This is a genomic window from Roseovarius sp. B08 (assembly GCF_051417955.1).
In the GTDB taxonomy this organism is placed as follows: domain Bacteria; phylum Pseudomonadota; class Alphaproteobacteria; order Rhodobacterales; family Rhodobacteraceae; genus Roseovarius.
In genome coordinates, this window is record NZ_JBPRLW010000001.1 from 1,335,230 (window position 1) to 1,349,231 (window position 14,002).

A 14,002-nucleotide genomic window follows, 5' to 3' on the forward strand; every position below is an offset into this window, starting at 1 on the left:
TGTCGGCGAAGCGGGGCAGCGGGAACGAGAGGCGCATGACACGGGTTTTCATCACAGGCACGGCCGGTTTCATCGGATACCACCTGGCGCAGCTGCTGCTGGACGAAGGCATGGTCGTGCACGGGTTCGACGGCATGACCGATTACTATGACGTGTCACTCAAGGCGCGGCGGCACCAGATGCTGTTGCAGTCCCCCAATTTCACCGCGACCGAGGCGATGCTGGAGGATGTCGCGGCACTGGACCGGGCCGTGGATGCCTGCGCGCCGGACATCATCGTGCACCTGGCCGCCCAGGCGGGCGTACGCTACAGCCTGGAGAACCCGCGCGCCTATATCGAGGCGAACGTGGTGGGCACCTTCAACGTGATGGAGGCGGCGAAGCGCCACGCGGTCAAGCATCTGCTGATGGCCTCGACCAGTTCGGTCTACGGTGCCGAGACCGACATGCCCTATCGCGAAGCGCAGAAGGCCGACACGCCGATGACGATCTATGCCGCCACCAAGAAGGCGACCGAGGCGATGGGCCATTCCTATGCGCATCTGTGGAACCTGCCGACGACGATGTTCCGGTTCTTCACGGTCTACGGGCCGTGGGGACGCCCGGACATGGCGCTTTACAAGTTCGTGGACGCGATCCTGGAAGGGCGGCCGATCGACGTCTACAATCACGGTGAGATGTACCGCGACTTTACCTATGTCACCGACCTGGTGCGAGGAATCCGCCTGTTGATGGACGCGGCGCCGGTGCGCCCGGACAGCCCCGAGGCGATCGCCGAGGGCGACAGCCTGTCGCCGGTGGCGCCCTACCGAGTGGTCAATATCGGCAACTCCAGGACGGTGCGCCTGACCGATTTCGTCGACGCCATCGAGGCGGCACTGGGCATGACCGCCGAGCGCAACCTGATGGAGATGCAAAAAGGCGACGTGCCGGCCACCTGGGCCGATGCCAGCCTGCTGCAAAGCCTGACGGGATATCGCCCGGATACGGATGTGCGCGAGGGCGTGGCACGGTTTGTCGCATGGTTCCGGGACTATTACGGCAAGTAATTCCGCCACGTTCATGCGGGGTTCTGAAATTGGCAATGGTCAACCGGGCCCGTTCGCGGTAGGGGAGCGCTCGCGCAGAGACACCCAATCAGGATACCCCGCCGTGAAACGCACCTTGCTGGCCGACTGGGCCAAACGCTTCGATTTGTCCGAGTTAAGCCTGACGCCCGGAGAGACGTTCAGCGCGACACGACTGCGCATCGAGCTGTTGGCCGGGCTGACCGTGGCGCTGGCGCTGGTGCCCGAGGCGGTGGCGTTCGCCTTTGTCGCCGGGGTGCATCCGCTGGTGGGGCTTTACGCGGCCTTCATCGTGGGGCTGATCACCGCGCTGATCGGCGGCCGGCCCGGCATGATCAGCGGGGCCACGGGCGCGCTGGCGGTGGTTATGGTGTCTTTGGTGGCGCAGCACGGGGTGGAATACCTCTTTGCGACGGTGGTGCTGATGGGGGCATTGCAGATCACGGCCGGGGTGCTGCGTTGGGGCAAGTTCATACGGCTGGTGCCGCATCCGGTGATGCTGGGCTTTGTCAATGGCCTCGCTATCGTGATTTTCCTGGCGCAACTGGGCCAGTTCAAGGTGCCCGGCACGATGGAGAATACCGGGCATGGCATGAGCGGTGGCGAATGGCTGACCGGCACGCCGCTCTATACCATGCTGGCGCTGGTGGCGCTGACCATGGCGGTGGTCTGGCTGATGCCGCGCTTCACCAAGGCGATCCCGGCGCCGCTGGCCGGCATCGGGCTCGTGGCGGCGATCGTCTTGATCTTCGGACTGGACGTGCCGCGGGTGGGGGACCTTGCCTCGATCGAGGGCGGGTTGCCGCCGTTCCACATCCCGAGCGTGCCGCTGACGCTGGAGACGTTCGAGATCATCCTGCCCTATGCCGTGATCCTGGCCGCCATCGGCCTGATCGAGAGCCTGCTGACGCTGAACCTTGTGGGCGAGATGACGAACAAGCGGGGCGGCGCCAGCCAGGAATGCATCGCGCAGGGCGTGGCCAACACGGTGACGGGGTTCTTCGGTGGCATGGGCGGGTGCGCCATGATCGGGCAATCGATCATCAACGTGAAATCGGGCGGGCGGACCCGGATCGCGGGTGTCGCGGCGGCGGTGTTCCTGCTGATTTTCATCCTGTTTGCCGCGCCCCTGATCGAACAGATCCCGCTGGCCGCCCTGGTGGGCGTGATGTTCATGGTGGTGATCGGAACCTTTGCGTGGAACTCGCTGCGGATCCTGCGCAAGGTGCCGCTGTCTGACGCGCTGGTGATCGTGCTGGTCACGGTGGTGACGGTGCAGTACGACCTTGCGATCGCGGTGGTCGTGGGGGTGATCGTGTCGGCGCTGACCTATGCGTGGAACAACGCCAAGCGCATTCACGCCATCACCGGCAAGGAGATGGATGGCACCAAGGTCTACCGCGTGCAGGGGCCGCTGTTTTTCGGTTCGGCCAGCGGGTTCGTGGAACTTTTCGACCTTGAAAACGACCCCGACAAGGTGATCGTGGATTTCGCGGAAAGCCGGGTGGTGGACCAGTCGGCGTTGCAGGCGATCGAGGCGGTGGCGGGCAAGTACCTGGCCGCGGGCAAGCGGTTGCAGTTGCGGCACCTGACGCGGGATTGCCACCGGATGCTGAAGAAGGCCGGGCACCTTATGGTCGACAGCGATGATGACCCCGATTACGGGCTGGCCGTGGATTACGATGTGAAGACCGGGGTTCTGGGCGGGGGGCATTGAGGAGGCGTTGCCGGTCAGGCGACGCGTGGGTTTTCACCCACCCTACGCAATCCCGGACTTGATCCGGGATCTCCTTGTCATCGCCGTCCCGGGTCAAGCGCGGGACGGCGCCCGCGTTCTCGACCTGAGCGCGGACTCAAGGCCGAAGGCCGCCGCGCCATCGCTGCCCCCACCCAGGGGGCGGCGATTGGTTTGCCCGTATTTCGCCGATCTAAGCTGATACGGACTTGGCAAAGATAAAGTGCTGCTGAACGGCTGTAGTATCGCCACCCCGGGGGGCAGCGATGGCGCGGCTCAGCTTTCGCCGGGACGCGCGATGGCGAATTTCTCGCGCACCACGGTGTAATCCTTGTAGCCCATCCGCGCCAGCGGGTTGAAGCTGAGCACGTCGAAGATGCCGTCCTTCAGGCAATCGTCGCGCATGTAGACGCCCGTGACCTCTCCGAACACCACCTTGTTGGCCTCGCCCGGCAGGTCGACGATCTGCGTCAGCTTGCACTCCAGCGCGGCAGGTGCGGCGGCCACGCGGGAGCAGGGGATGGTTTCGCAGGCCACACGCTCGATTCCGGCGTCGGTGAATTCGTCGGTGTCCATGGGCCAGGGGCCGGAGGTCCGGTTCATCACGTCACGCATGGCGTATTCCACGATGTTCACGCAAAACACGCCGGTGTCGCGGATATTGGCGACACTGTCCTTGGTATCGCCACGGTCGGGTTTGGCCGAGGTGGAGGCGAACATGACCTGCGGCGGCACGTAGGCCACGGCGTTGAAGAACGAATAGGGCGCGAGGTTTTCCGACCCGTCGCTGCCGCGGGTGGAAATCCAGCCGATGGGGCGGGGTGCCACGATGGCGTTGAACGGGTTGTGCGGCAGGCCGTGGCCGTTTTCGGGGCGGTAGAACATGGGCGTCTTTCGGGGCAGGTTGCGATTGCGTTTGGACATAGGCCTACCTGCGTGCTAGGCGACGATCCACCTGTTTTTCGAAGGATAAAGCGCCTGTGTACGACCTGGCTCCGGAAAGACGCGAGGATTGGTGGGATGTCGAGGCGCTATATGACCTGTGCTTTGCGCCCGGGCGCGAGGCGCTGTCGTCCTACCGGCTGCGCGAGGGCGTGGCACCGGTGGCGGCGCTGTGTCAGGTCGCGCGGGATGCAGACGGCATCCTGGCCGGTGCGATCCGGGTCTGGCCGGTGCGGATCGGCAAGGTGCGCGCATTGCTGGTGGGGCCTATCGCGGTGCACCCGACACGGCAGGGCGAGGGGCTGGGCGGGTACCTTATTCGCGAGGCGCTGAAGATCGGGCAGGAGGCCGGCTGGGACCGGGCGATGCTGGTGGGCGATGCGCCCTATTACGCGCGGTTCGGCTTTGCCCGGCTCGACAAGGTGAAGATGCCGCCGCCCACCAACCCGGAGCGGGTCCTGGGCCTCGCGCTGACCCCCGGCGCCTGGGACGGGATTGCCGGCAAAGTCTTGCGCGACGCTTGAAAAAACGGCCCCGGTGCCCGATCTTTTGACCATGGGTAAGAAAACCTACTCCGAGATCCTGCCGGCGGCGATAGATGCGATCGCGGTGGAGGCGCGCCTGAAGGCATTGGCGCTGCGGCACAGGCGGGCCGGGAACGTCGGCATCCAGTTGCTGAACATGGTCGGCGGACAGGCCGAAGGGCTGTTGTCGCGCCTGCCGGCGCCGGTGCGCTCGCGGCTGGACGACAGCACCGAGCGGGCGCTGCGCATGGCAATGGACACCGCGCACCGGTCGCGGGGATATTTTCCGGACAGTCCCGGCTGGCTGAGCCGCGCGATGACCACGGCGATGGGCGCCGCGGGCGGTGCGGGTGGGCTGCCCACGGCGCTTGCAGAGCTTCCGGTTACCACGACGGTCCTGCTGCGCGCGATCCAGGACGTTGCAGCGGAATACGGCTTCGACCCGGACGAGCCGGGCGTGCAATACGACTGCATCAAGGTCTTTGCCGCGGCCGGCCCGCTGGACCATGACGATGGCAGCGATCTTGCGTTTCTCAGCACGCGGGTGGCAGTGACCGGCAAGGCGGTGCAGGCGCTGGTGGCGCGGGTCGCGCCGCGTCTGGCCACGGTGCTGGGCCAGAAGCTGGCGGCGCAGACGGTGCCCGTGCTCGGTGCCGCGGCGGGCGCGGCCACGAATTACGCGTTCACCAGCTATTACCAGCAAATGGCGCATGTGCATTTCGGTCTGCGCCGGCTGGCCATCGAGGCCGACCGCGATCATGCCGAACTGCTGGAGGATTTCCGCGCGCTGGTGGAGCTTCCGACCGTCAAGCGTGCCTGAACGCCGCGGCCGGGCCCGGGCCCGAGAAAATTCGTACGAATTTTCTGGGGTTCAGAGCTTGCCCTTGAGATAATCCATCACCGCCGGGCGCACGGATTGGTCGCCCGCGTTGCGCACGGCGTCGATCACCGCGTAAAGTTCGCCCAGGTCGATGCGGCGCAGGATGGATTTCACCGGTCCGATGGAGGCCGGACGCATCGACAGGCTGCGCAGGCCGATGGCGGCAAGGCAGGCGGCCTCGACCGGACGGCCGGCATCCTCGCCACAGAAGCTGAGCGGCGTGTCATGCGCCTCGCAGCGTTTCACGATGGATTCGATGAAGGTCAGAAAGCTGACATTGAGCGTGTCGTAGCGCCGCCGGACTAGTTCGTTTTCGCGGTCGGCGGCGAAGAAGAACTGTTTGAGGTCGTTGCCGCCGATCGAAAGGAAATCGACCTCCTTGTAGAAGGAGTCCGGCGCGAAGGCCAATGACGGGGTTTCCAGCATGGCGCCGACCTCGATCTCGGAAGGCAGGGGGTGGCCGAGGATGCGCTCGCGGTCCAGTGCCTTGTTCATCTCGGCATTGGCGGCGGAAAACTCCTCGCGCTGGGCGACGAAGGGGAACATCACCGACAGCGGCCGCCCCTTGGCAGCGCGGACGAGCGCTTGCAGTTGCATGCGCATCACGCCGGGTTTGTCGAGCGCCACGCGCACCGCGCGCCAGCCGAGCGCGGGGTTGGGCTCGTCCACCACCTTCATGTAGGGCAGGACCTTGTCCGAGCCGATGTCGAGCGTGCGGAAGCAGACACGCTTGCCTTTTGCGGCGTCCATCACGTGGGCGTAAAGCTCGCTCAGTTCCGACCGGCGGGGCATGTGGGCGCGGACGAGGAACTGAAGCTCGGTCCGGAAAAGGCCCACGCCCTCGGCGCCGGAGCCTTCGAGGCTGGGCAGATCGGCCATGAGACCGGCGTTCATTTGCAGCGACAGGCGGGTTCCGCAGAGTGTCTCGGCGGGCTTGTCACGAATCGAGGCGTAGCGTTCCTGTGCCTGCGCCTGCATCGCCATCTTGTCGCGGAAGGCGGTGACGACGTTGTCGTCTGGGCGCAGGTGCACGATGCCCTGGTCGCCGTCGACCATGACGAAATCACCGTTCAGTGCCTCGTTGGTGATGCGGCTGGCGTGGATTACGAGCGGGATGGCGAGCGCCCGGGCGACGATGGCGGCGTGGGAACCGACCGAACCTTCCTCGAGGACGATGCCGCGCAGCTTGCGGCCATAGTCCAGGAGTTCGCCGGGGCCGATATTGCGGGCGATCAGGATCGGGTCGTCGGGCATTTCGGCGCCGGTTTCCGAGCCTTGGCCGGTGAGGATTCGCAACAGGCGGTTGCTGAGGTCGTCGAGGTCGTGGAGCCGGTCGCGCAGGTAGGGGTCGGTGACCTGGGTCATCCGGGCACGGGTGGTGGATTGTTCCTTTTCCACCGCCGCCTCGGCCGAGAGGCCGCGGGCGATGTCCTCTTCCATTCGCTTCATCCAGCCCTTGGAGTTGGCGAACATGCGGTAGGCTTCGAGCACCTGCAACTGGTCCTTGTCGCCGGTGGCCGCGGTCGACAGCATGCGGTCGACGCCCACGCGCAACGCGTCCACGGCCTCTTCGAGCCGTTCCAGTTCGCGGTTGGGGTCTTCGGCGATGGGGTTGGTGACCACGACGCGCGGCTCGTGCAGCCAGACATGGCCCTGCGCCGCGCCTTCCTGCGCGATGCCGCCGCGGAAGAGCACCGGCTGCTGGTGACGGGCCGACATCGCCGCGCCCTCGCCGACGAAGGCGCCCAGCTCGGCCATCTCGGCGATGACCATGGCAACGACCTCGACCGCGTAAAGCTCCTCGTCCGAGTATTCGCGGGCCTGCTTGGACTGGACCACCAGCACGCCCAGGGTCTCGCCAAGCCGCTGGATCGGCACGCCCATGAACGAGCAATAGGCCTCTTCGCCGGTTTCGGGCATGTAGCGAAAGCCGTGTGCGGCAGGCGCGTTGTCGGTGTTGACGACCTTGCCGGTGCGGGCCACGCGGCCCACCAGGCCTTCGCCCAGTTTCATGCGGGTCTGGTGCACGGCGGCGCGCTTGAGACCCTCGGTGGCGCAGAGCTCCAGGGTATTCTCGTCGCGGAAGAGGTAGATCGAGCACACCTCGGTGCGCATCTCCTCGGCGATGAGCGTGGTGATCGCGTCGAGCCGAGCCTGGCCGGCCGCATCTTCGGCCATGAGCGCCCGCAGGCGCGAGAGCATCTGGCGGCTGTCCGTCTCGATCTGATCGCCGGAAGGTGACATGGCGTTCGGAAGCCTTTCAGTTCAGCCGCGGCTGGCATGGAGCCGGACCGTTTAAATCACAGGTGTCGGTCGATGTGAAAGAACAATGTTCGGCATCACGTATGGATTGCTGAAATTAGAGCAGTACATGCCTGGGTTGCGCTTATTGACAAGGCAGGGGACGGGCGCCGTCGGCGGTCGTGCGCGAAGCGGGCGTCAGGTGGTCTTGTGCAGTTCGAACGCGTCGTGCAGCGATTGCACGGCCAGTTCCATGTACTTGCGGTCGATCAGCACCGAGATCTTGATCTCGGAGGTCGAGATGACCTTGATGTTGATCCCTTCGTCGCGCAGCGTCTGGAACATCCTGGCGGCGACGCCCGACTGGCTGCGCATGCCGATGCCCACGGCCGAAACCTTGGCCACGTTGGTGTCGGCGACGAGGTCGTGATAGTTGACCTCGCCCCGTTCCTTGGCGCCCTGAAGCGCCTTTTCGGCGCGGGCCACCTGGTTGGTGGGGCACGAGAAGGTCATGTCGGTGCGGCCTTCCTCGGAAATGTTCTGGATGATCATGTCCACGTTGACGCCGGCATCCGACAGGGGCCCGAAGATGGCGGCGGCGATGCCGGGGCGGTCAGCCACCGAGATGAGGGTCATCTTCGCCTCGTCGCGGGAGTAGGCGATGCCGTTGACCACGTTTGATTCCATGATGTCCTCCTCGGCGCAGACCAGGGTTCCTGCGTCGTCCGATTGTTCCTCGAAACTTGATAGCACGCGCAAGCGCACGTTGTAGCGCATCGCCAGCTCGACCGAGCGGGTCTGCAAAACCTTGGCCCCGAGCGAGGCCAGTTCCAGCATTTCCTCGAAGGCGATGCGGTCGAGCTTGCGCGCCTTGTCGGTGATGCGCGGGTCGGTGGTGTAGACACCGTCGACATCCGTATAGATGTCGCAGCGCTCGGCCCCGAAGGCGGCGGCGAAGGCCACCGCCGTGGTATCCGAGCCGCCCCGGCCCAACGTGGTGATCCGGCCCTCGGGACTGACTCCCTGGAATCCGGCGACCACGGCGACCTGCATGCCTTCGCCGAACTTGGCGTTGATATTGTCGGTCGGGATTTCCTCGATCCGGGCGGCAGAGTGGGACGAGTTCGTTCTTAGCGGCACTTGCCAGCCCTGCCAACTGCGCGCCGGGATGTCCATTTCCTGCAAGGTCAGCGCCATGAGGCCGGCGGTCACGACCTCGCCCGAACTGACGACGGCATCGTATTCGCGGGCATCATAAAGCGGCGAGATCTCGTCGACCCAGCCGACAAGTTCGTTGGTGCGCCCCGCCATGGCCGAGACGATGACGATCACGTCATAGCCCTTGGCCACCTCGACGCCGACGCGTTTTGCCGCCCGGCGGATGCGGTCGATATTGGCCACCGAAGTGCCGCCGAATTTCATCACGAGCAGGGGCATGGCTGCGTCCTTGGGTCAGATCGCAGGTGCTTTACGCGGGTGCGCGGAGAAGGGCAAGAGCCGAGCGTGGGTCGGGCGTGGCACAGAAAATTCGTACGAATTTTCTGTGCCATTTTCTTCGCCGAAGAAAATGGCGCGGCTCAGAACGGGTGATCCTGGCCGTCCCAGGTTTTGAAACAGCCGGTGGTGTCCAGATCAAGCGCATCGAAGCGGTCCATCAGGCCTGCGGCGGCCTCGTCCACCGAGATATCGGCGCTGTCGCCGCCCATGTCGGTGCGCACCCAGCCGGGATGGTAGATGCCGACCGCAAGTCCCAGCGGGGCGAGATCCCTGGCGAGGTTGCGCCCGAGATTCAGCGCGGCGGCCTTGGAGGCGCGGTAGATATAGCTGCCGCCGGGGGCGCGTTCGTCGCTGGCCATCTGGCTGGAGATTATGGCGATTTTGCCCGTCCCGGCGGCTTGCAGGCATGGCAGGAGGGTCTGCACCGTCAGGAACACGCCGGTCACGTTGGCGGCAAAACTGTCGGCCCACATCTTGGCCGGGTAGCCGTCGGGCAGGTTCTCGTCCTTGTCGAGATAGACGCCGGCATTGCAGACAAGCAGGTCCACCGGCGTGCCGTCAAGCCGGGCGGCAAAGCCGCGATGGCTGGCCGGATCAGTGACGTCGAGGGTATGGTCCGCCTCCGGATCGCGGGAGGTGCCCGTGACCGTGTCGCCGCGGGCGGCATAGCCTTTGGCGAGGGCGGCGCCGATGCCGCGGTTGGCACCAGTGATCACGACATGCATGGGATGTCCCCCTTGTGGATTGCGAAAACGCTTACTTGAGGTGTTCCATCCCGGGGCGGGATGTCAATTCGATTTGCGGCCCGGCACGAAAGGAAGAGGCAGCACCGGCACGCCGTCCTCGATCAGCTTTCGGGCTTCGTCGGGTTTCGCCTCGCCATGGATGGCGCGTTCAGGCGTCAGGCCGTCATGCATGTCGCGGGCCTGGGCCGCGAATTCGAGGCCGACATATTCGGAATTCGCCTCGACCTGTTTCTTGAGCGCCGCGATGGCGCGGGCACGCGGATCGGATGGCGCCGCGAGGCGCGGCTGGCCGCTGGCGGGCGCGGCGCGATCGGGACGGGTTTCGCGGCTGGCGCGGACGCTGGGGGCCATAAGCGCCTTGGTCACGGATGTCGTGCCGCAGACGGCGCAGGAGACCATGCCGGCGGCGTCGAGCTTGTCGAAGGCCTCGGTCGACTGGAACCAGCTTTCGAACTGGTGGTCCTGATTGCATTTGAGGGTGAACTTTATCACCGGGCTGCTCCGAATTGAAACCACCGCCATAGATAGGCGCAATGCGGGAAAAATCAAGCAGAACGGGGAATTGGCGCGATCAGAGCCGGCGCGGGTCGAAGGTTTTGAGAAGGTGCGCAAGCTCGGGCTCGCCAACGCGCTTGGCCGCCTTCCTGAGGCTCATCCACCGGCGCTTGCGCTGGCCCGCTTCGGGGAACTCGTCGGCCAGGGCATCGACCTTGACGGGGTAGACCATGACGACGCAGGGCAACCTGTCGGACACGCCCACGCCCTTGGAATAGGAGAACAGCGCAAGGCACGTGCCGGTGACCTTGCCGCGGACACCGGCCTCTTCCCAGGCTTCGCGCAGGGCGCTCTGGCCGGGTGTCTTGCCTTCCATCGGCCAGCCCTTGGGAATGATCCAGCGCCCGGTGCGCCGCGACGTGATCATCAGCACCTGCGGCTTGCCGCCTTTCATGCGGTAGCAGAGCGCGCCGAACTGGCTGCGCACGTCGCGCTTGTCGGTGATCGCAAGCGTGAGAGGATACTGGTCCTTGCCCTGCAAGCTCATCCGGGTTTGTTCCCTGCGATCCTGTTCAGCTCGGCGTGTATATACGTAGTATAAACAAGATTGTCGCAGATTGATATGAAATTTCCATGATGCCGGGTGGAAATCGAACCGGCTGTGGTGTCGGGGCCGAAGGCGGCGGGTGCGCCATGCGGCAGGGCAGGTCTTGTGTCACCTTCTAAAGTACAAGATACTTGCGCCATGATACGGATTTTCGGCCTTTTGACAATCATTTGCGCGGCGATCGCCACCAGCTTGCCTGCCCGGTCCGAGGGGCCGGTGACGATCTTTGCCGCGGCGTCGTTGCGCGGGGCGTTGGAGGCTGCGCTGGAGGGGTCGGGGACGGAAGCGCGCATTTCCTATGGCGGGTCGGGGGCGATGGCGCGGCAAGTGGCGCAGGGCGCGCCGGCGGACCTGGTGATACTGGCCAATGCGGCGTGGATGGACTGGCTGGAGGAGCGCGGCCAGCTTGCGGATTCGACGCGCGGGGACCTTCTGGGCAACCAACTGGTGCTGGTTGGGACGCGGGAGGCACCGGCGCTGGAGGACCTGACCCCGGCGGGGCTGGTGGACCGGCTGGACGGGGGGCGTCTGGCCGTGGGCCATACCGAGGCGGTTCCGGCGGGGATTTACGCGCGGCAGTGGATGCAAGCGGCCGGCCTGTGGGAGGCACTGCGCCCGCAGCTTGCCGAGACGGAGAATGTCCGCGCCGCGCTGGCGCTGGTGTCGCGGGGCGAAGCGCCGCTGGGCGTGGTCTATGCCAGTGATGCCGAGGCCGATCCGGGGGTGCGGGTCCTGAGCCGGATCGACCCCGGGCTGCACGAACCGATCGTCTATCCTGCCGCGTTGGTCGCAGGGCGCGACAGCGACGCGGCACGGGCGATTCTGACGCGTCTGAAGTCCGAGCATGCCGGGAAAGCGTTCGTCGCCAGCGGATTTACCCTCGCAGGGGATCCATCGTGAGCCTGGGGCTCAGCGAAGTCGAATGGGCTGCGCTGACCCTCTCGCTGAAAGTGTCGGCCTGGGCGGTGGTGATCAGTCTGCCGCCGGCCATCGCAGTGGCCTGGGTGCTGGCCCGCAAGCGGTTTCCCGGCAAGGCGTTGCTGAGCGCGCTGGTGCATCTGCCGCTGGTCCTGCCGCCGGTGGTCACCGGCTACCTGCTGCTGCTGACGTTCGGGATGAACGGCGTGCTGGGCCGGTTGCTGGCAGACTGGGGCATCGTGCTGGCCTTTCGCTGGACCGGGGCGGCGCTGGCGGCCGGGATCATGGGCTTTCCCCTGATGGTGCGGGCGATCCGGCTGGCGATCGAGGCGGTGGACCCGAAACTGGAGGACGCGGCCGAGACGCTGGGCGCGGGGCGGGCGGCCCGGTTTCGCACCGTGACGCTGCCGCTGATCGCGCCCGGTATCCTGGCGGGCGTGGTGCTGGGATTCGCCAAGGCGATGGGCGAGTTCGGCGCGACCATCACGTTCGTCGCGAACATCCCAGGCGAAACCCAGACGTTGCCGTCGGCGATATACGCCTTTCTGCAAGTGCCGGGCGGTGAGGACAGCGCGGTCCGGCTGGTGATCCTTGCGATCATCGTGGCGCTGGGCGCGGTGTTGATGTCTGAATGGCTTGCGCGGCGGGTGGCCCGGCGGATCGGGCAGGAACCGCCGCGATGAGTTTGGGTGTAGAGGTCCGCCATAGGTTTCCGGGGCTGGACCTGGACGTGGCGTTCGCGGCGGGGCCGGGGGTGACGGCGCTGTTCGGTCCCTCGGGCGCCGGCAAGTCGAGTGTGGTCAACGCCATAGCCGGATTGCTGCGGCCGGACGGTGGCCGGATCGCGCTGGGGGACAGCGTGGTGTTCGACGCGGACCGGGGCGTGCACGTGCCTGCGGCGCAGCGGCGGATCGGCTATGTGTTCCAGGATGGGCGGTTGTTTCCGCACATGACCGTCGCCGCCAATATCGGCTATGGTGCGCGCTTTGCGAAAGGCGGGCTCGACAGGGCGGAGATGGGGCGCGTCGTGGAATTGCTGGGGTTGGAGGCGTTGCTGGAGCGTCGGCCCAACACGCTGTCGGGCGGCGAGAAGCAGCGGGTGGCGCTGGCGCGGGCCTGGCTGTCGCGGCCGCGGCTGTTGCTGATGGACGAACCGTTGGCGGCGCTGGACGAGCCGCGCAAGGACGAGATTTTTCCCTATCTGGAGCGGCTGCGCGACGTGTCGCAGGTGCCGATCGTGTATGTTTCGCACAACCTGGCCGAGGTGGCGCGGCTGGCCGATGAACTGGTGGTGATGCAACGCGGGCAGGTGGTCTTGTCGGGCCGGGCCGAGGCGGTGCTGAGCGACCCCAAGGCGTTGCCGCTGGTGGGCGTGCGCGAGGCGGGTGCGATCCTGCCCGCGCAGGTGGCGGAACATGGCGCAGACGGGCTGAGCCGGCTGACCCTGTCGGGGGGCGAATTGCTGTTGCCCGGGGTGTCGGCGCCCGAAGGCAGCACAATTCGGCTGCGGGTGCTGGCGCAGGACGTGCTGTTGTCGCGGGCAGCACCCGAGGGGCTGTCGTCGCACAACGTGCTGCCGGTCGAGGTGGTGGCGCTGCATCGGGGGATGGGCCCCGGAGTGGCAGTGCAGTTGCGGGCGGGACGGGACGTGTTTCTTGCACGCATCACGCAGCGTGCGGCGACCGAACTGCGGATCGCCCCCGGAATGACATGCTTTGCGATCCTGAACGCGACCGCGATTCCGCGCGTCAGCATCGGCGGTGCGGCTGGCTGAAATCCGCCCGTTGACATTTCTGACTAATTCAATCAGAAATTAGGCAAGCCAGCCAGCAAGGTCAGCCATCCACTTAAAATCGCAACCAATGGAGCGCGATCATGCATGTGATGCCTCACCCCGAACAGGCTGGCCGAGACCCGCGGCACGGAATGTTGCCGGACGCCCGATCCTTTCACCTTCTGGAAGCCGCGATGACGAGCGGTCTGTGTCTTGACCTGATGCTGGAACGGCTGCTTCACTCCGCCGCCGGGGAGGCCGGGGCATGATCCGGGCGCAGACAAAGGAAATGCCGCAGCTCGTACCGGCAAGCGAGACGGGCGAGACCCTGCATGATGCACGCGAGCTTACGCGCGGGCAATCGACCGCGCATATCACGCTGGATGGCAAGGTCTACACCTTGCGAATCACGCGGGCGGGCAAGTTGATCCTGACGAAGTGAGGCTGCGCCCGCCGTAGACGGGAGATCCCGGGTCGGGCCCGGGATGGCGGGGCGCTGACGGCCCCGTCCGGCCCACTGGACCCTGGCCGGGCAAACCGTTTTGGTCAGGTTTTTGCTGGCAAGTCGTGGCCGGA

15 protein-coding genes are annotated in these 14,002 nt (G+C 65.9%); 9 read left to right on the forward strand and 6 right to left on the reverse strand.

Annotated elements, in window-relative coordinates; translation table 11 throughout:
* The first annotated feature begins 35 nt into the window (after positions 1-35).
* Positions 36-1,049, forward strand: coding sequence for an NAD-dependent epimerase/dehydratase family protein (locus tag ACSQ76_RS06775; RefSeq protein WP_437155959.1), 1,014 nt, complete (start codon positions 36-38; stop codon positions 1,047-1,049).
* Positions 1,050-1,152: 103 nt separating this feature from the next.
* On the forward strand, positions 1,153-2,784 hold the full coding sequence (locus tag ACSQ76_RS06780; RefSeq protein ID WP_437155960.1) for a SulP family inorganic anion transporter: 1,632 nt from the start codon (positions 1,153-1,155) through the stop codon (positions 2,782-2,784).
* Between the two features lie 294 nt (positions 2,785-3,078).
* On the opposite strand, the gene ACSQ76_RS06785 is transcribed toward ACSQ76_RS06780, so the two are convergent.
* Positions 3,079-3,687, reverse strand: a complete 609-nt coding sequence (locus tag ACSQ76_RS06785; RefSeq protein WP_437158172.1) for a flavin reductase family protein — start codon at positions 3,685-3,687, stop codon at positions 3,079-3,081.
* A 95-nt stretch (positions 3,688-3,782) separates the two neighbouring features.
* Between ACSQ76_RS06785 and ACSQ76_RS06790 the strand changes: the two genes are divergently transcribed.
* Entirely contained in the window at positions 3,783-4,268 is a 486-nt protein-coding gene (locus tag ACSQ76_RS06790) for a GNAT family N-acetyltransferase (protein ID WP_306130746.1), read from the forward strand.
* A 31-nt stretch (positions 4,269-4,299) separates the two neighbouring features.
* Complete coding sequence (locus tag ACSQ76_RS06795; protein ID WP_437155961.1) at positions 4,300-5,088, forward strand: EcsC family protein; 789 nt, start codon at positions 4,300-4,302, stop codon at positions 5,086-5,088.
* A 51-nt stretch (positions 5,089-5,139) separates the two neighbouring features.
* On the opposite strand, the gene ptsP is transcribed toward ACSQ76_RS06795, so the two are convergent.
* From ptsP to ACSQ76_RS06820, 5 genes are all read right to left on the reverse strand, one after another.
* Positions 5,140-7,392, reverse strand: a complete 2,253-nt coding sequence (gene ptsP / locus ACSQ76_RS06800) for a phosphoenolpyruvate--protein phosphotransferase (RefSeq protein WP_437155962.1) — start codon at positions 7,390-7,392, stop codon at positions 5,140-5,142.
* A gap of 195 nt (positions 7,393-7,587) precedes the next feature.
* Entirely contained in the window at positions 7,588-8,826 is a 1,239-nt protein-coding gene (locus tag ACSQ76_RS06805) for an aspartate kinase (protein WP_437155963.1), read from the reverse strand.
* 140 nt (positions 8,827-8,966) lie between these two features.
* On the reverse strand, positions 8,967-9,611 hold the full coding sequence (locus tag ACSQ76_RS06810; RefSeq protein ID WP_437155964.1) for an SDR family NAD(P)-dependent oxidoreductase: 645 nt from the start codon (positions 9,609-9,611) through the stop codon (positions 8,967-8,969).
* A gap of 63 nt (positions 9,612-9,674) precedes the next feature.
* On the reverse strand, positions 9,675-10,124 hold the full coding sequence (locus ACSQ76_RS06815) for a DUF1178 family protein (RefSeq protein WP_437155965.1): 450 nt from the start codon (positions 10,122-10,124) through the stop codon (positions 9,675-9,677).
* A gap of 79 nt (positions 10,125-10,203) precedes the next feature.
* A complete protein-coding gene (locus ACSQ76_RS06820) occupies positions 10,204-10,674 on the reverse strand; it encodes an NUDIX hydrolase (RefSeq protein ID WP_306130740.1) in 471 nt (156 codons plus the stop codon).
* A 198-nt stretch (positions 10,675-10,872) separates the two neighbouring features.
* Here ACSQ76_RS06820 and modA point away from each other — a divergent pair, with 198 nt between their 5' ends.
* The 5 genes from modA to ACSQ76_RS06845 all read left to right on the forward strand — a co-directional run bounded on the left by modA (position 10,873) and on the right by ACSQ76_RS06845 (position 13,868).
* On the forward strand, positions 10,873-11,634 hold the full coding sequence (modA, locus tag ACSQ76_RS06825; protein ID WP_437155966.1) for a molybdate ABC transporter substrate-binding protein: 762 nt from the start codon (positions 10,873-10,875) through the stop codon (positions 11,632-11,634).
* Positions 11,631-12,335, forward strand: a complete 705-nt coding sequence (modB, locus tag ACSQ76_RS06830; protein WP_437155967.1) for a molybdate ABC transporter permease subunit — start codon at positions 11,631-11,633, stop codon at positions 12,333-12,335. The genes modA and modB overlap by 4 nt, the downstream gene beginning before the upstream one ends.
* On the forward strand, positions 12,332-13,426 hold the full coding sequence (gene modC, locus ACSQ76_RS06835) for a molybdenum ABC transporter ATP-binding protein (protein ID WP_437155968.1): 1,095 nt from the start codon (positions 12,332-12,334) through the stop codon (positions 13,424-13,426). The genes modB and modC overlap by 4 nt, the downstream gene beginning before the upstream one ends.
* A gap of 101 nt (positions 13,427-13,527) precedes the next feature.
* Entirely contained in the window at positions 13,528-13,695 is a 168-nt protein-coding gene (locus ACSQ76_RS06840; RefSeq protein WP_306130737.1) for a hypothetical protein, read from the forward strand.
* Positions 13,696-13,715: 20 nt separating this feature from the next.
* Entirely contained in the window at positions 13,716-13,868 is a 153-nt protein-coding gene (locus ACSQ76_RS06845) for a hemin uptake protein HemP (protein ID WP_437158173.1), read from the forward strand.
* The last annotated feature ends 134 nt before the right edge of the window (positions 13,869-14,002 follow it).